Genomic DNA, 22336 nt, shown 5'->3' with positions numbered 1-22336 from the left:
CGATCACGCTGATCGGCTCAGCCTATCGCTGCCCCGCCTTGCGCATCGGCATCGCGTCGATCGTCGCCTCCAGCGCGGCGGCGGGGAAGGGCTTGGCACTACGCAGTTTCTCACCGCCATCCTTGCCGATCAGGATCGCGGTAAAGGTGGCGGGGAGGCGATATTTGCGGCGGAGCGCTGCGGCCGAGTCGCCAACACCGCGGACCGTGTCGCCGACGACCTCGACGATGGTAAGATCGCGGGCGGCGGCGTTAGTCTTCCAAGCGGCCAGAATACGACGTTGCTCGGTGAGCGCGGGGTCTTCAGCGGTCGAGGCAGAGACGATCAACACGCGCCGCTCCCACTTCATCTGCGCGACGGTGGGGGAGGCTGCGAGCGCGATGGCAAGGAGTAGAGGCATGAGGATGTAACGCCTCAGCCTCTCCAGTTCTCCAGCGCCCTCTAGTTCTCCTGCGAAAGCGGGAGCCCAGGGTTACAAGCGCTACGCGTGGTATCCTGGGCCCCCGCCTTCGCGGGGGAACACGAAATAGGTTTCCTCTCGGAATTACCCGAACGCGCGCTTGATCAGGTCGTCCGTCGAAGGATCGAACGTCTGCCCGCCCTTCTCCGCAGCCTTCGCCATTTCCTTCCCCAGCTCGACCCCGAACTGGTCGAACGAATTGATCCCCAACAGCACCCCGTTCACGAACACCCGGTGCTCATAAAACGCGATCAGCGCGCCGAGCGTCCGCGCATCCAGATCATCCAGCAGCAACGTCGACGAAGGCCGATCGCCCGAATAGCTCCGCGCCGGATCCTCGACCTGCTTGCCCGCCATCAACGCAGCCCCCTGCGCAAACGCGTTCAGCAACAGCGCACGATGATGCTCCTCGGGCAACGTATCGCCCGGCTCGATCACCGCGATGAACTCGACCGGCACGAGATGCGTGCCCTGGTGCAGCAACTGGAACACCGCATGCTGCGCTTCGGTGCCAACCCCACCCCAGGTGATCGCCGCCGAAGGACGCCCGAGCGGCTGACCGTCGACCGTCACCGACTTGCCGTTCGACTCCATCTCGAGCTGCTGGAGATAGCTCGGCAGCAACCGCAACCGCTCGTCATACGCGAACGGCGCGCGCGTCTCCGCATGACGGATCTGCGTGTAATACAGGTCGGCAAAAGCCGCGAGCGCCGGCGCATTCTCGTGGAGCGCCGAAAGTCGGAAATGCCGATCCATCTCGGCCGCACCCTCGAGCAGTTCCTCGAACCGGTCCCACCCCAGCGCGATCGCCGCCGGAAAACCGATCGTCGACCACAGCGAATACCGCCCACCGACGCTTTCTGCGAACGGCAGGATACGCGTCTCGTCGACACCCCATTCCATCGCCTTCTCGGGCGACGCGGTCAGCGCGATCACGCGGCCATACGGGTCCTCGACATTATGCTCGGTCATCCACTGCAGCACGCTTTCGGCGTTCATCAGGGTCTCGGTTGTGGTGAACGTCTTCGACGCAACCACGAGCAGCGTCGCCGCCGGATCGAACTTCGCGAACACGTCCTCCAGCGCGACGCCGTCGACATTGGCGACGATCGCGACGTCGTAGCGCTTGTCGTCACGCCCCAGCGCATCGACCAGCAACTGCGGCCCCAGCGCCGACCCACCGATCCCGACGTGCAGGATATGCCGCACCGGGCCGAGCGCTTCCGCCTCGATAGCATCGATCAGCGTCCGCATCCGCTGGTGACTCGCCTGCGCGATCGCGACGCTCTCGGGCTTGCCCTCGCCGCGCTCGGCGGTGTGCTCGACCGCGCGGCCCTCGGTGACGTTGACGACCTCGCCCGAGAACAGTGCTTGGCGCTTGCCCGATAGGTCCTGTGCCTTCGCCATCTCCTCGAACGCCGTCACCATGTCCGTCGTCAGGTGAGTCTTCGACCAGTCGAAGTGGATCCCCGCGACATCGAGGCTCAGCTTCGAGAGGCGCTCCGAGTCCGCTGCGAACAGGTCGGTCAGCTTGGTGACGGGCAGGGCTTCGATCTTGGACCAGTCGGCGGTCATGCTGCTTCTCCGAATAGACGTGCGCGCCGGTCATGCTGCAAGCGCGAGACCGCGACAACGCTCTTTCGGTGACACGTATCCCGCACACGCTTGACGATAGGCGCAGGTTGAGCAAACCCGCGCACATGGCAAATGACGTGAAGACCAAACCCAAGCGCTCCGAAACGAGCGAGACGTTCCGCTTCCTGCTGAAGCTGGCGGTGGTCGTGCTGATCCTGCGCAGCTTCATCTTCGCGCCGTTCAGCATCCCGTCCGAATCGATGCTGCCTAGGCTGCTGATCGGCGACTATCTCTTCGTCTCGAAGTGGAACTATGGCTACTCCCGCTGGTCGCTCCCCGCCGGCGTGCCCCTGATCCCCGGCCGCATCTTCGGCAGCACGCCGACCCGCGGCGACGTCGTCGTCTTCCGCGCACCCGAAGTGCTCGATCACGACGTCATCAAGCGCGTCATCGGCCTCCCCGGCGAGACCGTCCAGATGCGGCAGGGCACCGTCTACCTCAACGGCAAGGCAATCCCGAAGCTCCGCATCGCCGATTTCACGATCCCGCTGACCGAGAACTTCAACGCCGAGAAATGCGGCGCGCCGTACGTCGACGTCGTCGCGAACGTCCAGATCTGCCGCTACCCCCGCTTCCGCGAAACGCTCCCCGGCGGCCGCAGCTACGAAGTCCTGGATCAGGCCGAACTCCCCGACCGCGACGACACCGGGCTCTACACGATCCCCGCCGGCCACATCTTCGTGATGGGCGACAACCGCGACGACAGCGGCGACAGCCGCTTCCCCGCGCCGCAGGGCATGGGCTACGTCCCGCTCGAGAACGTCGAGGGCAAGGCGGTCGTCAACTTCTTCTCGACCGACGGCGATGCCGAATGGCTGAAGCCCTGGACCTGGGTCAGTGCCGCGCGCTGGAGCCGTATCGGGGAAGGCTTTTGAGCGACCTCGCCGGCTGGCTGAAGACGCTCTTCGGCCGCGCACCGACCAACCTCGCCCCCTATGAGCGCGCGCTGACGCACGGCAGCCAGGCCGCGGCGAACTACGAGCGACTCGAGTTCCTCGGCGACCGCGTGCTCGGCCTGATCATCGCCGAGTGGCTCTACGAACTGTTCGCGACCGATCCCGAGGGTTCGCTGTCGAAACGCCTCAACGCACTCGTCACCGGCCCGGTCTGCGCCGACGTCGCCCGAGAACTCGGCGTCCGCGCGCACCTCAAACTCGGCAAGCAGGCCCGCGACGACGGCGCCAGCGACAGCGACAACGTGCTCGGCGACGTGATGGAAGCGCTGATCGGCGCGTGGTACCAGGAAGCCGGCCTAGACGCCGCGCGCAAGTTCGTCCGCGGCGCCTGGGGCGATCGCGTCCAGGCCGGCGCAAAAGCCCCGCAACACCCCAAGTCCGCGCTCCAGGAATGGGCCGCCGCGCACAACCGCAAGCCCCCCGAATACACCATCGTCGAACGCACCGGCCCCGGCCACGCCCCCAAATTCACGATGCTCGTATCGGTCGGCAAGCTAGCCGAAGCGACCGCGACGGGCTCTAGCAAGCAGGAAGCCGAAACGGCCGCGGCCAAGGCGCTGCTCGAGAAGCTCGGCTGAGAAGAATGGATCACGCGGAGACGCGGAGCCGCGGAGGCGGTGCGTTTGGAACTCCGGCCTTGCCCCGAACGCCTCCGAGATAATCGGCGGCGCATGATCGCAGACGGCGCGAGCCCCATCCACACCATCTCCGCGGCTTCGCGCCTCCGCGTGAACCAACTTCTCTTTCCTAAACAGTGAACCGCGCGACCACGGGCAGGGCCGCAGTTCGGCGGGAATGACGCGAGGGCGTTTTATCTGTATGACCGTCCCCGAATATCCCGATGCCGAAAAGAGCCTAAGTGACCGAACCTACCACGCCTGAAATCTCCACCCCCAAGCATTGCGGCCTCGTCGCCATCGTCGGCGCGCCGAACGCGGGCAAGTCGACGCTCGTCAACGCGCTCGTCGGCCAGAAGGTCGCGATCGTCAGCCCCAAGGCGCAAACGACGCGCGCGAAGCTGATGGGCGTCGCCATTGAGGGCGACACGCAGATCCTGCTCGTCGACACCCCCGGCATCTTCGAGCCCAAGCGCCGCTTCGACCGCGCAATGGTTGCCGCCGCCTGGGGTGGCGCGGAAGGCTCCGACATCATCGCGCTGGTGGTCGACGCGAAGGGCGGGATCGGCGGCAAGGTCACGACGATCGTCGAGTCGCTGGTCGGACGCACCGAACCGATCTGGCTGATCCTCAACAAGGTCGATCTCGCCGACAAGACCAAGCTGCTGATCCACGCCGAGAAACTGAACGCACTGCTCCCCTTCGCCGAGACGTTCTTCATCAGCGCCGGCACCGGCGACGGCCTCGCCCACTTCAAGGCCGAGCTTGCTAAGGCGATGCCAGAAGGCCCGTGGCACTATCCCGAAGACCAGGTCTCCGACTCGACCGAGCGCGCGCTGGCGTCCGAGGTCACGCGCGAGCAGCTCTATCTCCAGCTCCACGCCGAACTGCCCTATGCGAGCACGATCGAGACCGAGCAGTATATCGAACGCCAGGACGGCTCGTTGGAGATTCACCAGCAGATCCTGGTCGAACGCCCGACGCAGCGTGCGATCGTCCTCGGCAAGGGCGGCGTCCGCATTAAGGAGATCGGCGCCCGCTCCCGCATCGAACTCGCCTCGATAACCGGCAAGCCCGTCCACCTGTACCTGCACGTAAAGGTAAAGCCGGGCTGGGACGAAGACCGCGAAGTCTACCGCGACATGGGCCTCGACTGGGTCGACTGACCTCCACCCAAGAGACTGTTCCCCCGCGAAGGCGGGGGCCCAGACTGGACTCCCGCCTTCGCGGGAGAACAATCTTTCCTACATCGGTCAGCACCAACCCGCGCCCACCCCACAACCAGCCCGGCGAAGGCCGGGGACCAGTTGGGGGACGGTCGTCACGACGGACGGCGCTCCGTTACTCAGGCCTTCCCAACTGGGCCAGGTAACGAGCCGAGCATCTCGTCCACCCAAGCCGGCACCAACACCCCAGCCGCACCGATCCGCGTCTGCTCGAAGAACACGCTCCCCATCGAAGGATCGAGGTTCAGCTCCAGCGTCCGCGCCCCATGATACGCCGCGGTCTGCACGAACCCCGCCGCCGGATACACCGCCCCAGAAGTCCCGATCGACACGAACAGATCGGCCTTCGCCAACGCCGCCTCGATCCGCTCCATCTGGTACGGCATCTCGCCAAAGAACACGATATCCGGCCGCAACGCCGCGGATCCGCACGCGCCGCACACCGACCCCTCCGGCAACACCCCCGTCCAAGGCTCACGCGCCCCACACACGGCACACAGCGCCGACAACAACTCCCCATGCATATGCAGCATCCGCGTCGCCCCCGCGCGCTCATGCAGGTCATCCACATTCTGCGTAACGATCAGCAACTCGCCGTCCCAACCCGCATCCAGCCGCGCCAGCGCATGGTGCGCGGTGTTAGGCACGACCGTCGCCAGAGCCGCGCGTCGCAGATCATAGAACCGGTGCACCCGTTCCGGATCCCCCGCGAGCGCCTCGGGGGTGCACACGTCTTCGACCCTATAGCTTTTTGGAGCCAGATCGTTTTCGTAAACATCCCAATAGGTTACGGCGCCCTTAGAGCGAAATGTCGGGACGCCGGACTCGGCGGAAACGCCGGCTCCGGTCAAGATCACAATGTTCTGGATATCGCGCATGGCGACAGAATACGCGAGTGACGGAATGTCGGAAAGTGGTGGAAAGCAGGCTTTCCGCTTTGGAGCAGGGGAATACCAAGTCTCGCCAACTCGGCGGCGGCAATAGCCAAGTATTGTCGATAGCTCGCAATCAGGATAAGCTGAAAGTATAAAATGTTTAGGGGAGGAAGAAATGCGTAGATTCCTACTTGGTATGATTGTCTCAATCATCGCATCGGCGGCTGGAGTACAGGCTCAACAAGGGGGCGCGGGAGCGGGGCCGAACAACAGCGGTCCTGGAGACCTAAACCGTCAGCGGACTTTCGAAGAGTTCCAAGTAGGCGTTGCCGACTCCAATCGATTGACGAGGCGGCCTGTGCCGACGCTGCCGGGAGAAATTAGGCAGGGGCTGGACGTTCACGATTCAAAGGGATTGGTGATCGGCAAAGTCGAGTCCGTCGGTAAAAGCTTTGCGACGGTGTCGAGCGCGATCGGTAGCGTCGAGGTAGACTTCACTTCCTTTGCAAAAAACAAGAACGGGCTTTTGATCAATCTTCCCAAGAGCAAGATCGACGTTCTGATGGCGCGGGGGCATCCGGCATCGTGAGGGGCTGATAGGCTCAGCCCCGGCCGTCGCCTCTTCACAGGGCCGAGTGTCCCCCGCCGCGCTGCGCCCCGCCGACGTCCGACTCGAAAAAGCGGACGGGCCGCAATCGCGTGATCCGATCGGACCGATGCGTCCGGTTTCCCCCGTCGGACGTTGAGCAGCATCGACCACGCCACCGTGGCCGTCCGCGACCCGTTCGCAGGTACCATGTCGGCGTCTAGGCCGGCAGAACTGAAGGATCCGATGCGATGTTGACGAAAAAGCTGATGCTGCTGAGCGGCGTGGTCGCGGTCCTTGGCGGCTGTGGTCAGACGACTTCAACAGACTCGAACACCTCGACCGCGAACATCGCCATGGGCAACACCACCGCGAGCGCGACCCCGGCGGTCAACCGTGTCCGCGGCGTCATCACCGCGATCGGCACCGACGCGCTGACCGTCCAGACCTATGACGGCAAGTCGGCCACCGTACCGCTCGACGCCAACACCAAGTTCGCCTGGGTGGTGAAGTCCGACCTGTCGACGCTCAAGGACGGCGACTTCATCGGCACCGCGACGACCGGTCCCGACAACGCGCTGCGCGCGGTCGAACTCGTGATCTTCCCCGAGGCGATGCGCGGCACCGGCGAGGGGCATTATCCCTGGGATGTCCCCGGCGCGGTCGCGGCTGCAGGCGGCGGTACGAGCGGCTCCAGTGCAATGACCAACGGCACCGTCGACGGGCAGAGCGCGATGACCAACGGCACCGTCGATGGCCAGAGCGCGATGACGAACGGCACGGTCGCGCAACAGAGCGGCATGACCAACGGCACCGTTACCGGCGGCGCAGGCAAGCCCGGCGAGACCAAGCTGAGCATCTCGTACAAGGGCGGCAAGGCCCAGGTCGTCGTTCCCGTCGGCACGCCGATCGTCCGGTTCGAGCCGGCCGAGCGCACGGTCCTCGCCAAGGGCCAGAAGCTGTTCGCGATCGTTGCGACCGACTCCAAGGGCGCCAAGTCGGTCGCCGTTGGCAAGGACGGCCTGACGCCACCGATGTAATCGCACTTACGCTTTGAGATAACTAGAAAAGGTCGGGGTGGCGTCAACGCCATCCCGGCCTTTTCCGTTTGGGGGCATCGGATACGCGAGGGCACGTTGGTGTGACCTTATCGTAACCTTCAGCCGTTTGCAGCCCGATCACCGGCACGGCCCCGTCTTCAAAAATCGCACGATCGCCGCTAAGACGCCTGCAAACCTGTATCCGTAAAGGCGCTGCATGACCGTCATCACCGAAGCCGACCTGATCGAAAGCGTCGCCGACGCGCTCCAGTTCATCAGCTACTACCACCCGATGGATTACATTCGCGCGCTGGGCGTCGCGTACGAGGCCGAGCAATCGCCCGCCGCCAAGGATGCGATCGCGCAGATCCTGACCAACAGCCGGATGTGCGCCGAGGGTCATCGCCCGATCTGCCAGGACACCGGGATCGTCACGATCTTCGTCAAATGGGGCCAGGATTGCCGCCTTGAGTCGACCCGCTCGCTACAGGAAGTGATCGATGAGGGCGTTCGGAAGGCGTATCTCAACCCCGAGAACAAGCTGCGTGCGTCAATCCTCGCCGACCCCGCCTTCACCCGCCGCAACACCAAGGACAACACGCCGAGCGTGATGCATGTCGAGATGGTGCCCGGCAACACCGTCTCGATCGACGTCGCGGCGAAGGGCGGCGGTAGCGAGAACAAGTCGAAGTTCAAGATGATGAACCCGTCCGACTCGATCGTCGACTGGGTACTCGAGATGATCCCGCAGATGGGCGCCGGCTGGTGCCCGCCCGGCATGCTCGGGATCGGCATCGGTGGCACCGCCGAGAAGTCGATGATCCTCGCCAAGCAGTCGCTCATGGGCGCGATCGACATGGCGCAACTGAAGGCGCGCGGGCCGAAGAACGACATCGAGGCGCTGCGGATCGAGATCTACGACAAGGTCAACGCGCTCGGCATCGGCGCGCAGGGGCTGGGCGGACTTTCGACTATTCTTGACGTGAAGATCTTCGACTGGCCGACGCACGCCGCGTCGAAGCCGGTGGCGATGATCCCCAACTGCGCCGCCACGCGCCACGCGCATTTCGTGCTCGACGGCTCGGGCCCGGTGTATCTGGAAGCGCCGAAGCTGGAGGAATGGCCCGATGTCAACTGGACGCCCGACAAGGCCGCGATCCGGGTCGATCTCGACACGCTGACGCCCGACGTCGTGCAGACGTGGAAGCATGGCGACCGCCTGCTGCTCAACGGCAAGATGCTGACCGGGCGCGATGCGGCGCACAAGCGGATCAAGGACATGCTCGATGCGGGCGAGCCGCTGCCGGTCGATTTCAAGGGTCGCGTGATCTATTACGTAGGCCCGGTCGATCCGGTCGGCGAGGAAGTCGTCGGACCTGCCGGTCCCACCACCGCCACGCGAATGGACAAGTTCACGCGGATGATGCTCGACCAGGGCCTGCTGGCGATGGTCGGCAAGGCGGAGCGCGGGGGCGATGCGACCAAGGCGATCGCGGAGGCCAAGTCCGCGTATCTGATGGCGGTCGGCGGGGCTGCGTATCTGGTCGCACGTGCGATCAAGGGATCGAAGGTCGTCGGTTTCGCGGATCTCGGCATGGAAGCGATCTACGAATTCGAGGTCAGCGACTTCCCGGTGACAGTTGCAGTCGATTCCGCCGGCGAGAACGTCCACCAGCTCGCGCCTTTGGTGTGGCGCGAGAAGATCGCGCGTGAGGGATTGCTCACACCGGCATGACGACCCGCGCACGCAGAAGGGGGCAGGGCCCCGTCCGGTGGATCGTGGGCTTCCTCCTTCTGCTTGCCGTCGCGGTCGTCTACGCGCCGCAGTTGCTAGCGTTTCCGTATGAGCAGCGGATCGGCACCGTCACCGTCTATGCCGAGCGTCCGATCGACCCTCGGATCAGCAGCGAACTCGCGCGTGCCGAGGGCTTGTTGCGCACCAGTCCGATCTACACCGGCCCGCTCGATCGGTCGCTGTTCCTGACGGACGGTGGCTGGCGGTGGCGGCTTCTAGCGATCCAGTCGCCGGGCGCCTTTGCATTCCGCCGGCCCTTCAGTTCGGCGATCGTTTTCAACCGCAGCGACGTCGCTGCCGACCGCGTGACGAACGGTCGTGCGATCAGTGGTACCCGGACGCTGTCCGGCGTGATCGCACACGAGACGACGCACATCATGGTCGCCAACCATCTTGGCGAAGTGCGCAGTGCGATGCTCCCGACCTGGCAGCAGGAGGGGTATGCGGATCATGTCGCGCGCGAGAGCAGCCTGACGGACGCGAAGGCCGCCAGCCTTCGACAGATCGATCCGGCGGCGCCGGCGCTGGTATATTACGATGCTCGCCGACGGGTGGCGGCGGCGTTGGGCGCTAAGCGCGGATCGGTCGACGCGTTCTTCGCGGGCGGCTGAACGAAGCGGAGCCCGGAACGCACCCCGGCCAGTCCTGTTGGTAACACGACCTTATCGGAGCTCCGTATCATGCCCAAGACCGCAATCGCCCTCGTCGCAGCCTTCGCCCTCGCGACCTCCGCATCGGCCCAAACCAGCGCACCCGAGTCGGCGTCGACGCAAAACGGTCTTGGCGGTCTGGGTGGACTTGGCGGTCTCGGTGGCCTGCTCGGTGGTGCGTTGCCGAGCGTCGGATCGATCGGTGCCGGGAACGCGGCTGGCCTGCTCGGGTATTGCCTGAAGAACAATCTGCTCGGGCAGGGCGGCGCGCTTGGCGCGCTGACCGGTGGGCGGAATGCACCGCGAGCGGGCAGCACCACGAGAGCCCCGACGACCGGCGCGCAATCGATCCTCCAGCGACTGACGGGACGACAGGGTGTGCAGACGTCGCCGGGCTATGCCGCCGGACAAGACGGCGAAGTGCAGGCGCCGAACGGGCAGGCGTTTTCGCTCGACGACCTCGGCGGGCAGGTGAAGACGCGGATGTGCAGCATCGTCCTCAATCGGGCGAAGTCGTTCCTGTAGGGGTAGTTACAGACCAAGGGCGCGGCGCGCGCACGCGTAGCAGGTCGAGCTGCCTGCATCAGCAGCCCACTCGGTCCTGCCTATTTCCCGTCATCCTGACGAAAATCAGGCTCCAGAGTAACCGAATGCAGCCCTTCGCGACCCTGGATCCTGACTTTCGTCAGGATGACGGCGGGAGCGGGGCATGAACTTGCGGACGCTTCGGCTGCTTCAGCGTTGGCCTGATTCACGTTTAATTGCCTAATCCTCGACCATAAAGCAGGACACATGAGATGACCTGTGGGGAGAGGAAGCGAGCACCCACTCGCCCGCGCCTGCAATCCCGCGCCCGCCAATATCGTCAGCTAGACGCAGCGAGGGTGGGTTAGACGACGCCGGACATCGTTAGCTCACGCATGTCGCAAACTGCACCTGGATCGACCACCACCGCCAACCCGACACCCCACAAACGAAAAGAGGCTGCCGGATCGTCTCCCGACGACCCGACAACCTCCTGACATGGTCAGCGGCCGGAGAGCTCCAGCCCGGAGGACCATGCGTACCGCCTATCCTATGGACCACGTGTTGACTGGGAGAGGATACTCCCCACGCGGACCGGCGGACTTAGCGGTGCGTCCCCCGAACGAACCGAACCGAACTCACTGCTGAACCATGAGACATCGGATCACCTCCTTTCGCTTGTTGAAACAACGCGGCCAAGCCTGACCGCAACGCCAATGTGTGCCGACCGCGCCTGCGATACAAGCCTTGTTTTACGGAAGTTTTCGGGCAATCCTGTGCGACTGCCGGCTAGCCGGTGACTCTATGGAAATCAGCCGCGGCAATCTTCGGTGACGCGCTCGATCTCGGCCCAGGCGGGCACGACGAGCGGCGGCAGGCCGGGCTGCTGGACGACGAACCGCCCGCGACTGAACCCCATCGCCTCCAGCAACGAATCGTTCGGCATCAGCGCGGCCGCGACATAGGGCGGCGTGCCTCCGGTCGGCTGGACCGACACCGCGCGCGTCACGCTCGACGTGCGGATCGTCAGCGGCGTCGCCGTGCTCCCCGCGCGCGACAGGTAAACCTGGCGCGCAGCCGTATCGCAGCGCAACGTCAGCGACGCATCGGCATTGGCCGGCCCGAACAGTGCGATCGAACCGCGCGCATCGCGGCGATACACCCACGTTCCCGGCGAATACGGCCAGTCGCGCCAGTCGGCGGCGATCGGTACCGGCCGCGGCGCCGGCGCGGGGGGCCGCGTCACCGTGCGCGGCGGGGGCGGCGGTGCTTCGGCCCGCGGCGGCGGGACGCAGCCGGCGATCGACGCGAGCGCCGCCAGACCGGCAAGACGCGCTAGGACGCGGGGGCTGGCAAGCGATCGCAAGCCGACGAGGGAAGGGGACGGGGTGCGCATCGCATCGCTATGCGGCACGCCCGGCGGTCGCTCAAGTACGACGAAGCGCGCTAGCCGGGAACCGCCGCACGGTGATACCGGTTCAGCGACCGAAGAAATCAGGAGAACGTCCATGTCCGATACCGCCGCCCAGACGCCCACCCAGCTGCTCGTCCAGTCGAACATCTCCGGCACGATGAAGGTCGAGAGCCGCGATGGCGACAATGTCGGCTCGGTCCACGCGTTCATGGTCCACAAGGGCACCGGCCGCGTCACCCACGCCGTACTCAGCCTCGGCGGCTTCCTCGGCATGGGCAAGAGCTTCTACCCGCTGCCGTTTGCGCTCCTCCAGTTCGACGCCGTCCGCGACCTCTACGTCGTCACGATCGACAAGCGCGTCCTCGAAGGCGGCCCGAGTTGGGCAAACAACGCACCCGTCTTCGACCAGGCTTATGCCGACCGTGTGGCGAGCTATTACGGGTCGAGCAGCGAAGATCTGGTCGTCGGCTAAGCGACATTTCGACCGGTGCGGGTGAGTTGCCCGCACCGGTGACGTCCGCGATCACCGCGACCGCGATCCCCCCATGCGCATCTTCTGGCTCTTGCCGTACCGCGTCTTTCGCGTGCCCGGCTTGCCCTCGTTCGAACGCCCCATGACCGGCGCTTTCTGCTGGTCGACCGGCAGACCCAGTTCCTCGTTCTCCAACTGACGGATCTCGTCGCGCAGGCGCCCGGCGGTCTCGAACTCGAGATCGCTCGCAGCCTTGCGCATCTGCTTCTCGAGATCCTCGATATACGCGCGCAGGTTGTGGCCGACCATGTGCGGGCGGTCCTCGTCGATCGGGATCGTCACCTGATCCTGGCTCGCCACGTGCGCGATGATGTCGCCGATGTTGCGGCGGATCGTCGTCGGGGAGATGCCGTGTTCGGTGTTGTACGCGACCTGCTTCTCGCGGCGACGCGACGTCTCGTTCATCGCGCGCTCCATCGATCCGGTGACGCGGTCGGCGTACAGGATCACACGGCCGTCGACGTTGCGCGCCGCCCGACCGATCGTCTGGATCAGCGATGTCTCGGAGCGCAGGAAGCCCTCCTTGTCCGCATCGAGAATCGCGACGAGCCCGCACTCGGGAATGTCCAATCCCTCGCGCAGCAGGTTGATGCCGATCAGCACGTCGTACACGCCGAGCCGCAGGTCGCGGATCAGCTCGATACGTTCCAGCGTCTCGACGTCGCTGTGCATGTAGCGGACCTTGATCCCCGCCTCGTGCATATACTCGGTCAGGTCCTCCGCCATCCGCTTGGTCAGCGTGGTGACGAGCGTGCGGTACCCTAGCGCCGTGGTCTTGCCGACCTCGACGATCAGGTCCTGGACCTGTTCCTCGACCGGCTTGATCTCGACCGGCGGATCGATCAGCCCGGTCGGGCGGATGACCTGTTCGGCGAACACGCCACCGGTCTGTTCCATCTCCCAGCTGCCCGGCGTCGCCGAGACATAGGTCGTCGGCGGCCGCATCGCGTCCCATTCGTTGAAGCGCAGCGGGCGGTTGTCGATCGCGCTCGGCAGGCGGAAGCCATACTCCGCGAGCGTCAGTTTGCGACGGTGATCGCCGCGCGACATGCCGTTGATCTGGCCGATCGTGACATGGCTCTCGTCGACGAACAGCAGCGCGTTGTCGGGGAGATATTCGAACAGCGTGGGCGGCGGCTCGCCTGGCATGCGGCCGGTGAGGAAGCGCGAGTAATTCTCGATCCCCGCGCAGGATCCGGTCGCGGCGATCATCTCCAGATCAAAGTTCGTCCGCTGCTCAAGCCGCTGTGCTTCCAGCAGCTTGCCCTCCAGCACCAATTCCTTCAGCCGCTCCGCCAACTCGTGCTTGATCGCCTCGCCCGCCTGCTTGAGCGTCGGGCCGGGTGTCACGTAATGCGAGTTCGCGTACACGCGCACCGAGTTCAGCGACGCGACCTTCTTGCCGGTCAGCGGATCGAACTCGATGATCTCCTCGATATCGTCGCCGAAGAACGAGATGCGCCACGCGCTGTCCTCGTAATGCGACGGGAAGATCTCGAGCGTATCGCCCTTCACGCGGAAATTGCCGCGCTGGAACGCCGCGTCGTTGCGCTTGTATTGGAGCGCGACGAGTTTCCGCACGATCTCGCGCTGATCGACCGTCGTACCCTTCTTGAGGTCGAAGATCATCGCCGAATAGGTCTCGACCGAGCCGATGCCGTACAGACACGACACCGACGCGACGATGATGACGTCGTCGCGTTCGAGCAGCGCGCGGGTGGCCGAATGCCGCATCCGGTCGATCGACTCGTTGGTCGACGACTCCTTCTCGATGTACGTGTCGGAGCGCGCGACATACGCCTCGGGCTGGTAATAATCGTAATAGCTGACGAAATATTCGACCGCGTTGTCGGGGAAGAACGACTTCATCTCGCCGTAGAGCTGTGCGGCCAGGATCTTGTTCGGCGCGAGGATCAGCGCGGGGCGCTGGACGCGGTTGATGACGCTGGCCATCGTGAAGGTCTTGCCCGAGCCGGTCACGCCGAGCAGCACCTGGTCCTTCTCGCCGTCGCCGATCGCCGAGACGAGTTCGGCGATCGCGGTGGGCTGGTCGCCCGCGGGTTCGTACTCGCTGACGAGGTTGAACCGCTTGCCGCCCTCGACTTTGTCGGGGCGCGCGGTCGGGCGGTGCGGGACGAAGCTTTCGCCGGTTTCGGGCTCGGCGAGGCTGGTGCGAATCTGAATGGCCATCGAGGGGGAATATGGGGAACATACGGTGAGTCGGCAACGGCCACGGGACCTGTTTGGGCGATGCCAAGTTTAGCTGTTGTTGACCCGTCCGGCTCGCGCCCATAATGCGACCGTTTCGCAAGCCATCGATCCGCCAGCGCCCGCGCGTAGGCCAAGGAATAGACGCATGACCGCCCCGACCGTCGAAGCAACCCGCGCGCCTGCGCTGATCCCCGAGACCCCTTCGTTCCTCAACGCCAAGGTGCTGTGGGTGCGTCACTGGAACGAACATCTGTTCAGCTTCGCGATCGAGCGGCCCTCGACTTTCCGCTTCCGCTCGGGCGAGTTCGTGATGATCGGTCTTCCGCAGGAAGGCGGCAAGCCGATCATGCGCGCCTATTCGATCGCGTCCCCGCATTATTCGGAAGAGCTCGAGTTCCTGTCGATCAAGGTCGAGGACGGCCCGCTGACCTCGAAGCTCCAGCTGATCCAGCCTGGCGACGAAGTGTATCTCGGCAAGAAGCCGACCGGCACGCTGGTGCTCGACGCGTTGCTGCCGGGGAAGCGCCTGTTCATGTTCTCGACCGGCACCGGCCTCGCGCCGTTCCTCAGCCTGATGCGCGATCCAGACGTCTATGCCGCGTATGAGCAGGTGATCGTCGTGCACAGCGTGCGCCGCGTGAGCGATCTTGCCTATCACGACGAGATGGTCGGGCTGCTCGCGGAGGACCCGCTGATCGCCGACGAGGCGCAGACGCAGTTCCACTACATCCCGACCGTGACGCGCGAGCCGTTCCGCACCACGCGGCGGATCGGTGCGCTGATCGAGGATGCGTCGCTGTTCGGCCACCCTGTCCGCGGCGAGCAGAAGCTTAACCCCGAGACCGACCGCGCGATGTTGTGCGGCTCGACCGAGATGATCAAGGAATTCGCGGTGATGCTTGAGGCGCAGGGCTTCGAGGAGGGCGCGAATTCGAAGCCGGGCACGTTCGTGATCGAGCGCGCCTTCGTCGGCTGACGCCCCGTCATCCTGACGAAAGTCAGGATCCAGAGCCCCATGCGGTTTCGATCGTGGCTCTGGATCCTGGATCAAGTCCAGGATGACGGTTTGGGCGGATGGCAGCATGCGGATGGATTGTCTCCACCGCGCAACCCGTCGATAGGCCTCTCCACCAAAATAGGAGAGACCCATGATCGGTTACGCGACGCTCGGCACCAACGACATTGATACCGCGCTGACCTTCTACGACGCGCTGTTCGCAACGGTCGGCGGCAAGCGTCTCATGCAGATGCCCGATGCCCGCCAGTTGACCTTCTACGGCGCGGGCCCCGACAAGCCGATGCTCGTGATCGGCAAGCCCTATGACGGCGCGGCCGCGACCGCGGGCAACGGCACGATGGTCGCGTTGGCGGCGGATTCGCGCGAGCAAGTCGATCAGGTCTACGCCAAGGCGATCGAACTGGGTGCAGCGGACGAAGGCGCTGCCGGCACGCGCGGGCCTGAGGAGATGGGCTTCTACGGCGCATATTTCCGCGATCCGGACGGCAACAAGCTCTGCGTGTTCAAGATGGGGTGAGGTGCGGGCGCGATTGAGGGAAATACCACCCCGGCGAAGGCCGGGGCCAATTGGAAAGGTGGCAGTAACGAGGGGCTGTCCACCGTTAGCAGCCTTCCCCAATTGGGCCCCGGCCTTCGCCGGGGTGGTTGGATGTGAAGCCGGCGTTACGCTTCTCTCTCGTTGTTCTCCCGTGAAGGCGGGAGCCCAGTCTGGGTCCCCGCCTTCGCGGGGAAACAGGTTTACTCGGTCAAAGGGGATAGCCGCCGAACTTCTCCGGAGTGACGGACAATTTAGCGCAATGCGCGAACCTGCGGCGTATCGAGGCACCGCAACAACGCCTCCCGCGGCATCGCCTTAACCGCCGCCGGCTTCACATACCTAGCAATCTCCGTTGGCCGCCCGATCGCCACGGGCTCGAATCCCGTCTCCCCTGTACACCGCATCGCCGCCGCCAGCAGTTTCGGCGGCGTATCATACCCCTCGAACGACAGCCGGAACGTCCCCCAGTGGATCGGGATCGCGTGCGCCGCGCTCAGACGACGATAGACCTCGACCGCATCGACCGGCCCGATATGGCTTCCCGACTCCATCTGCCCATCGACGAACCGGAACGCACCAATCGGGATCAGCGCCAACCGGATCGGCCCGAGGGCAGCGGCCTCGACCGGCCACCGCCCGTCGCCCATCCCGGTATCGCCCGCAAAGAACACATTCCCACCCGGCAGCGTCACGACGAAGCTCGACCACAAAGCGCGGTTGCGATCGGTGAACCAGCGGCTGCCCCAATGATGGTTGCGGGTCACGGTGACCGCGACGCCCGGCTTGATCGCCAGCCGCTGTCCCCAGTCGAGCGCGGTCGCTGCCGCGCCGGTCTGGCCGATCACGCTGTCGTTGCCCAAGCTGGTGACGATCCGCGGCCGATCGCGCTCCCAAAGTCGTTTCAGCGTCGCCTTGTCGAGATGATCGTAGTGATTGTGGCTGACCAGCACGAGGTCGATCCTCGGCAGCGCATCGAACGCGATCCCCGGCTCGGCGACACGGCGCGGCCCCGTCCCCAGCGGCCCCGCCTTCTCCGCCCAGACCGGATCGGTGAGGATGTTAAGACCCTGCGTCTGGATCAGTACGCTGGCATGGCCGACCCACGTCACGACCATCCGCTCGCCCTCGACGCGGGCAGGCGGCGCGACCCGGTTCACCGCGACCGACTTCGGCCACGCAGGCCGGCCATCGCTGCCGGTGAAATACTTCCAGAAGAAGCTCGCCCGGCCACCGCCGCTGCCCTTGGGCTGGATCTGCTTGGTATCCGCGTCACCGTCGGGATTGAAGAACCGCGCACCGTCGAAATGGCGCGACACGGACCCGCGATAATAGATCCGGTCGAGGAATTGCGGCACGATCGTCACGATCAGCGCACCGATCACGGCCAGCAACAGGATCGCACCGCCGACGATCTTCAATAATCTCGTCACGGCGTTCCTGTCTGCATGAGCTTACGTGTCGGGCCCCAAACGCACGCTGGCGATCATCGTTCAGATCAAGCGTGAGATGCGGCGGTCCGCCTTGCGAAATTCCATTGCCACAGCATCAGCAACGGCACGACGATCGTCTCCATGCCCAGCCCGAGCACATGACCCTGCGACGGCACGCCGACCGCGATCAGCGATATCAGCCGCGACACGCCCCCGACGAAGATCAGCCCACCGAGCAGCCGGAACCGCGGCCCCTTGCGCTCGATATTCGGAATGCAACTCACGAACCCGAGCCCGGTCGCGAAGAATATCCCCGAGATATACCGGAAATGGCTGTCGAGATCCCTCGGCACGTCGGCCAGATGCCCGAAGGGCGCAGGGCCGTGCAGGATACCCTGGCCGCCGACGATCAGCGGCAACAGGCACGCCACCGCAATCACGGCCTGCAACAGGCGCTTCTCGATCGAGCCGGTCATGGCAAGGGCCTCAGCAATTCGGGGCGGATACGAAATGCGCGGAGCGAAATCCGCACCTCGAAGATGAACGAGATCAGCGCCGCGATCAGCAGGATCATCGCCAGGATGAAGCACACCGCGACGTAGGTCCCGAAGTGCAGCTTGGCGAGTTCGGCGATGAACAGCAACGCGATCAGGATACACGTCATGATCGCGCTGGAGACCGCGAGGAACAGCGCGGCGTTGATGATCGTCATCCGACGGTCGAGCAGGCGCAGTTCCCAGACGAAACGGACATGCTCCGGCCCGGTGCTGCTCGCGTGAAGATGCTCCAGCTTGCGCGCGCGGTCGATCACTCGCGACAGGCGGCCGGCCAGCACGTTCAGCAACTGGCCGATACCCGCCAGCATGAACACGGGCGCTAGCGAAAGCTGGATCGTCTGGGCGATCGTCGAGACGGCGGGTATCGTCGGCATGCAGGCACCATGTGGTAAAACGCGTTCGATAGGAAGAACGCGCGTACCGCATGGCGCCGCAATTACAGCGGCTTGTCTACTGAAGGGGGCGATCCAGCCTCAACGCATCAGCAGGGGGGAGAATCGAGGCTCGGTCAGAAGTCCTTGCGGAGCAACAACCCGGCATAGCGCTTGTCGTCGCGCGGCACGAACCGCACCGTGCCCGCAAACGTGCCCGCGGTGAGGAACGACGAATAGGACGTGTTCGTCAGGTTCTTCACATACGCGCGCAGCTGCCAGCCGGACGTATCGCTCAGCACCGCGACGCTCGCGTTCCAGATCGCGTAGGACGGCTGGATCGTGCTCGGCGTCTCTGCGAGCGAATATTGCACCTTGCTGCTGAACGTGACGTCGGTCTGGAGTTCCAGCGCCAGCGTATCGGTCAGCCCGAACTTATACGCTGCATTCTCGTACAACTTGATCTTCGGCGCATAGGGGAGCGGCTGGCCGTTGATGTTGCAGCTCGTCGGCGCGCCGGTCGGGCACAGGAAATTGCGCACCGTCGCGTCGGTATAGGCGGCGGAGATATCGAGCGTCAGGCCCTTGGTCGGGCGCAGCGTCACGTCCGCCTCGACCCCCCGCGAACGCACTGATCCGGCGTTGATCAGCCGGCTGACCTGCGCGCCCGCGACGACGTCGTTGAAGCTCGCCTGATAGCCGTCGAAATTGGTCGTGAACGCGGCGAGGCTATAGCTTAGCGCACGGTTCGCTGTGCTGCCCTTCAGCCCGACCTCGTACGAATTGGACGTCTCCGGGCGCAGCGGCACTTCGTCGAGCGGTGTCGTCGCGTTGAGCGAGCGCATGTTGAAATACACGTTGTACGCCGGGCCCTTATAGCCGTGCGAATAGGTGAAATAGGTCTGCGCGTGCTCGCCAAGATCATATTGCAGCCCGAGGCGATAGCTGTCGCCGCGCTTGTCGATCCCGCCGGTCGCGTTGTGATAGGCGCGAACGCCGGGCCGATCGAGCGCCGCCGCGCCGGTGTTGAGCGGATCCGCGGTCGAGGTGCGGACGTGATAGAAATCCAGGCTGTCCCACGTCGAGCGATAGCCGGCGATACCGCGGAATTTCGGCGTGAAATTGACGTTGGCCTCACCGAACAGCGCGTAATTGTCGTTGGTGATGCCGTAGTTTGCAACGCCCGTGGTCGTCGTTTGCGCGCCGCCGGCCGCGAGCGACGTCAGCGTGCGCTGATACTGCTCGTCGGTCGTCGCGTGCAGGTAATAGGCGCCGACGACGTAATCGATCAGCCCGCCCTTGGGCGACGTCAGCCGCAGTTCCTCGGAGAATTGCTTGGTATTGACGCTACCTGCATCCTGCCCCGACGGGAACGCGGTCGAGAGCGCGGCGACGCTGTCGTAATCCTGGCGCTGGTTGTTGAGCCATTGCCGCCAGCCGGTGATCGAGGTGATGTGGTAGTCGCCAAGCGCGAGTTCGCCGGTGAACGACCCGCCGTAATTCTCGTCCTTCACGTCGGTGATCGAATTGTTGTTGGTCCGGCGATTGCTCGGTCCGGCGACGATCCCGCTTGCCCCCAGCGCGGCGGCGAGGTCGGGCGAATTGGTGACGACACCGGTCGGATGCGCGGTGCGGCTGGTCGCCGCATAGACGCTGGTCGGCGTCGTATCGTGCGAGTTGAGATAGTCGCCGATGATCGTGAACTTCAGGTCGTCCGACGGCGTGACGACCAGCTTGCCGCGTGCGCCATAGCGCCGGTAGCCATTGACGTCTTTCCCTTGCGCGACGTTGCGGACGTTGCCCTTATAGTCGTCGTACAGCCCGCCGATCAGGGCTTGCACCTTGCCGGGGACGAGCGCGCCAGAGATGCCGGCCTTGATCCGGTATTCCTCGTCGGAGGTGATGCCGGCCTCGCCGAACGCGCGGAACTCGTCGGTCGGGTTGCGGGTGACGATGTTGACCACGCCCGCCGAGGCGTTCTTGCCGAACAACGTGCCCTGCGGCCCGCGCAACACCTCGATCCGCTCGACCTCACCGAGGTCGAGCGTCGACTGGCCGGGGCGGGTGAGGACGACGCCGTCGAGCACGGTCGACACCGATGGCTCGACGCCGGGCGAGGTCGTGATCGTGCCGACGCCGCGGATGAAGATCGTGCGATCCTTGTTCGATGCGCCGCTGCGGAAGCCGACCGAGGGGATCGTCGCGGCGATGTTCTCGACCGTGTTCAACTGGCGCTCGGCGAGCGACTGACCGCTGACTGCGGTGATCGCGATCGGCACCGATTGGAGCGTCTCGTTGCGGTAGCGCGCGGTGACGATCACCTCGTCGCTCTGCGCAACCGGGGCGGGGGTGGGGACGGGTGCGAGCGTAGCGGGTGCGGGCGCTTCCTGCGCAAAGGCCGGCATGGCGAGTGCGGCCATGGCGGTGCCGGCGAGTAGCGCGAGACTGCGCTGGGTGCGTGGATAGAGCATGGTTTCCCTCCCGAAATGATAGCGTCTTTTAATTCCCATTCTGACGATGGGTATAAAGAACGGCATTGCGCCGCTTCGTGTCAGCTTTAGCGATGCTCGACTGGCCGCAGCACCGGCAGCAGCAGTTGAATCCAGCCGACCGCGAGCAGGTACGAGACGCTCGCGAAGACGAACAGCGAGAGATAGCCGAGGCCCGCGGTGAGCACGAGCCCCGCGACCTTGGCGATCACCATCCCCCCGACATTGCCGCTGAACGATCCGAACGCGGTCACGCGACCGAGCTTGTCCTGTGGCACGACGTCCGCGATCAGCGCGAAGAGATTGGTCGAGAATGCCTGATGTGCGGCGAGCGTCAGTGCCATGAGCCCGATCGTGACCGCGTAGTTGCCCGCGTAGAGCACCAGCGGGATCGGCAGCACGCAGAGCGCGGCGACCAGCAATATGCCTTTCCGAACCGCGTTGATGCTGTAGCCGAGGCTCAGCAACCGCGTCGAAATCCCGCCGCCAAGCAGCGACCCGACCGCCGCGCCACCATAGGCAATCGCGAGCGGGACGCCGAGCGCGACGCCGGTCAGGCCGTATTGCCGGTGGAAGAAGTCGGGGAGCCAGAACAACAGCAGCCACCAGGTTGCGTCGGACAGGATTTTCGCACCGGCAACCGCCCAGGTCTGGCGGTTGCGGAGGATCGGTCCGTAATCGGTCGGAGGCGCGGCGTCTGTCTCGACCGGACTTGGCGGGGAGAAGGTCACGCGGCGCGTCGCGATCAGCCATACCGCGGCCCAGACAAGCCCGAGCGCGCCCGCCGCGACGAACGTCCCGCGCCACCCGACCAGCAGCGCGACGCCGGGGATTGCCAGCGGCGCCAGGATCGCGCCGATGCTGTTGGCGGCGTTGGTCGCGCCGAACCCGCTCGATCGCCAGTTCTTGGGCAGCACGGACGCGATCGTCTTGATCCCGGTCGGCGTCCCCATCGCCTCGGTCGCGCCGAGGCTGACGCGGATCATCACGAACTCGGTCATCGACCGTGCCCAGCCATGCGCCATCGCCGCAATGCTCCACGCCGCAACGCCGATCGGGTTCGCCCATTTGACGCCGAGCTTGTCGACGATCCACCCGGTGAACAGGAATGCGAACGCCGCGCCGCCCTGGAACCATGCGGCGAGCGTCCCGTAATCATCGTCGCTCCAGCCGAGGTCAGTGGCGATGATCGGCTTCAGGACGGAGATGATCTGGCGGTCGACGAGGTTGAGGATACCCGCGGTGACGACGAGCGCGAACAGCAGCGCGCGGGCGCGGGCGCCGAGTTGCGCGACGGTCTTGGTAGGCTTTGTCATACGAGCCTAGCATGGACGAGAGGCACGCGGTGGCCAGCCAGTTTCTCTTCGCTGAGCCGGTTATTTGGTTGCAGGGGGAGGGGCTCACTCCGGAT

The 22336-nt window shown here is 65.0% G+C and carries 21 protein-coding genes; 11 read left to right on the top strand and 10 right to left on the bottom strand.

Annotation, left to right across the window (positions count from 1 at the left end):
- Positions 1-22: 22 nt before the first annotated feature.
- Both J4O76_RS01290 and pgi read right to left on the bottom strand, forming a co-directional pair.
- Positions 23-400, bottom strand: a complete 378-nt coding sequence (locus J4O76_RS01290) for a DUF4174 domain-containing protein (RefSeq protein WP_426279837.1) — start codon at positions 398-400, stop codon at positions 23-25.
- Positions 401-544: 144 nt separating this feature from the next.
- Positions 545-2035: a glucose-6-phosphate isomerase gene (gene pgi / locus J4O76_RS01285; RefSeq protein ID WP_426279836.1), complete on the bottom strand. Its 1491-nt coding sequence runs from the start codon at positions 2033-2035 to the stop codon at positions 545-547.
- A gap of 125 nt (positions 2036-2160) precedes the next feature.
- Here pgi and lepB point away from each other — a divergent pair, with 125 nt between their 5' ends.
- The 3 genes from lepB (at position 2161) to era (ending at position 4834) form a co-directional block, all read left to right on the top strand.
- Complete coding sequence (lepB, locus tag J4O76_RS01280) at positions 2161-2970, top strand: signal peptidase I (RefSeq protein WP_426280388.1); 810 nt, start codon at positions 2161-2163, stop codon at positions 2968-2970.
- Positions 2967-3629 (top strand): ribonuclease III, encoded by a 663-nt coding sequence (gene rnc / locus J4O76_RS01275; RefSeq protein ID WP_056065532.1) that lies wholly within the window; start codon positions 2967-2969, stop codon positions 3627-3629. Before lepB ends, rnc begins: the two co-directional genes overlap by 4 nt.
- A gap of 281 nt (positions 3630-3910) precedes the next feature.
- Positions 3911-4834, top strand: coding sequence for a GTPase Era (gene era / locus J4O76_RS01270; protein WP_426279835.1), 924 nt, complete (start codon positions 3911-3913; stop codon positions 4832-4834).
- Between the two features lie 179 nt (positions 4835-5013).
- Here era and J4O76_RS01265 read toward each other — a convergent pair whose 3' ends face one another.
- Positions 5014-5772 (bottom strand): NAD-dependent deacylase, encoded by a 759-nt coding sequence (locus J4O76_RS01265; RefSeq protein ID WP_426279834.1) that lies wholly within the window; start codon positions 5770-5772, stop codon positions 5014-5016.
- 355 nt (positions 5773-6127) lie between these two features.
- Between J4O76_RS01265 and J4O76_RS01260 the strand changes: the two genes are divergently transcribed.
- The 5 genes from J4O76_RS01260 (at position 6128) to J4O76_RS01240 (ending at position 10365) form a co-directional block, all read left to right on the top strand.
- Positions 6128-6358: a hypothetical protein gene (locus J4O76_RS01260; protein WP_426279833.1), complete on the top strand. Its 231-nt coding sequence runs from the start codon at positions 6128-6130 to the stop codon at positions 6356-6358.
- Between the two features lie 248 nt (positions 6359-6606).
- Positions 6607-7395, top strand: coding sequence for a hypothetical protein (locus J4O76_RS01255; RefSeq protein ID WP_107954642.1), 789 nt, complete (start codon positions 6607-6609; stop codon positions 7393-7395).
- Between the two features lie 217 nt (positions 7396-7612).
- A complete protein-coding gene (locus tag J4O76_RS01250) occupies positions 7613-9130 on the top strand; it encodes a fumarate hydratase (RefSeq protein ID WP_426279832.1) in 1518 nt (505 codons plus the stop codon).
- Positions 9131-9174: 44 nt separating this feature from the next.
- Complete coding sequence (locus J4O76_RS01245; protein WP_426279831.1) at positions 9175-9801, top strand: hypothetical protein; 627 nt, start codon at positions 9175-9177, stop codon at positions 9799-9801.
- 69 nt (positions 9802-9870) lie between these two features.
- Positions 9871-10365, top strand: a complete 495-nt coding sequence (locus tag J4O76_RS01240) for a DUF2501 domain-containing protein (RefSeq protein ID WP_426279830.1) — start codon at positions 9871-9873, stop codon at positions 10363-10365.
- 811 nt (positions 10366-11176) lie between these two features.
- Here the strand turns inward: J4O76_RS01240 and J4O76_RS01235 are convergent.
- A complete protein-coding gene (locus J4O76_RS01235) occupies positions 11177-11761 on the bottom strand; it encodes a hypothetical protein (RefSeq protein WP_426279829.1) in 585 nt (194 codons plus the stop codon).
- A 112-nt stretch (positions 11762-11873) separates the two neighbouring features.
- Here J4O76_RS01235 and J4O76_RS01230 point away from each other — a divergent pair, with 112 nt between their 5' ends.
- Positions 11874-12251: a PRC-barrel domain-containing protein gene (locus tag J4O76_RS01230; protein ID WP_056065550.1), complete on the top strand. Its 378-nt coding sequence runs from the start codon at positions 11874-11876 to the stop codon at positions 12249-12251.
- 51 nt (positions 12252-12302) lie between these two features.
- On the opposite strand, the gene uvrB is transcribed toward J4O76_RS01230, so the two are convergent.
- Complete coding sequence (uvrB, locus tag J4O76_RS01225) at positions 12303-14501, bottom strand: excinuclease ABC subunit UvrB (RefSeq protein ID WP_426279828.1); 2199 nt, start codon at positions 14499-14501, stop codon at positions 12303-12305.
- Between the two features lie 166 nt (positions 14502-14667).
- Here uvrB and J4O76_RS01220 point away from each other — a divergent pair, with 166 nt between their 5' ends.
- Positions 14668-15498: a ferredoxin--NADP reductase gene (locus J4O76_RS01220; RefSeq protein ID WP_426279827.1), complete on the top strand. Its 831-nt coding sequence runs from the start codon at positions 14668-14670 to the stop codon at positions 15496-15498.
- A 172-nt stretch (positions 15499-15670) separates the two neighbouring features.
- A complete protein-coding gene (locus J4O76_RS01215; protein ID WP_426279826.1) occupies positions 15671-16057 on the top strand; it encodes a VOC family protein in 387 nt (128 codons plus the stop codon).
- Positions 16058-16329: 272 nt separating this feature from the next.
- On the opposite strand, the gene J4O76_RS01210 is transcribed toward J4O76_RS01215, so the two are convergent.
- The 5 genes from J4O76_RS01210 to J4O76_RS01190 form a co-directional block, all read right to left on the bottom strand.
- Entirely contained in the window at positions 16330-17508 is a 1179-nt protein-coding gene (locus J4O76_RS01210) for an MBL fold metallo-hydrolase (RefSeq protein WP_426279825.1), read from the bottom strand.
- A gap of 65 nt (positions 17509-17573) precedes the next feature.
- Positions 17574-17984, bottom strand: coding sequence for a DUF4345 domain-containing protein (locus tag J4O76_RS01205; RefSeq protein ID WP_426279824.1), 411 nt, complete (start codon positions 17982-17984; stop codon positions 17574-17576).
- Positions 17981-18439: a DUF2721 domain-containing protein gene (locus J4O76_RS01200; RefSeq protein WP_056065567.1), complete on the bottom strand. Its 459-nt coding sequence runs from the start codon at positions 18437-18439 to the stop codon at positions 17981-17983. The genes J4O76_RS01205 and J4O76_RS01200 overlap by 4 nt, the downstream gene beginning before the upstream one ends.
- Before the next feature lie 134 nt (positions 18440-18573).
- Positions 18574-20907 carry a TonB-dependent receptor domain-containing protein gene (locus J4O76_RS01195; RefSeq protein ID WP_426279823.1) on the bottom strand — a complete coding sequence of 778 codons (2334 nt, stop codon included), beginning with the start codon at positions 20905-20907 and terminating at the stop codon, positions 18574-18576.
- Positions 20908-20993: 86 nt separating this feature from the next.
- Complete coding sequence (locus tag J4O76_RS01190; protein ID WP_426279822.1) at positions 20994-22241, bottom strand: MFS transporter; 1248 nt, start codon at positions 22239-22241, stop codon at positions 20994-20996.
- Between the last annotated feature and the right edge of the window lie 95 nt (positions 22242-22336).

Origin of the sequence: Sphingomonas sp. NFX23, assembly GCF_049887795.1 — a bacterium.
Taxonomy (GTDB): domain Bacteria; phylum Pseudomonadota; class Alphaproteobacteria; order Sphingomonadales; family Sphingomonadaceae; genus Sphingomonas.
This window is presented reverse-complemented; position numbering and strand designations above follow the sequence as displayed.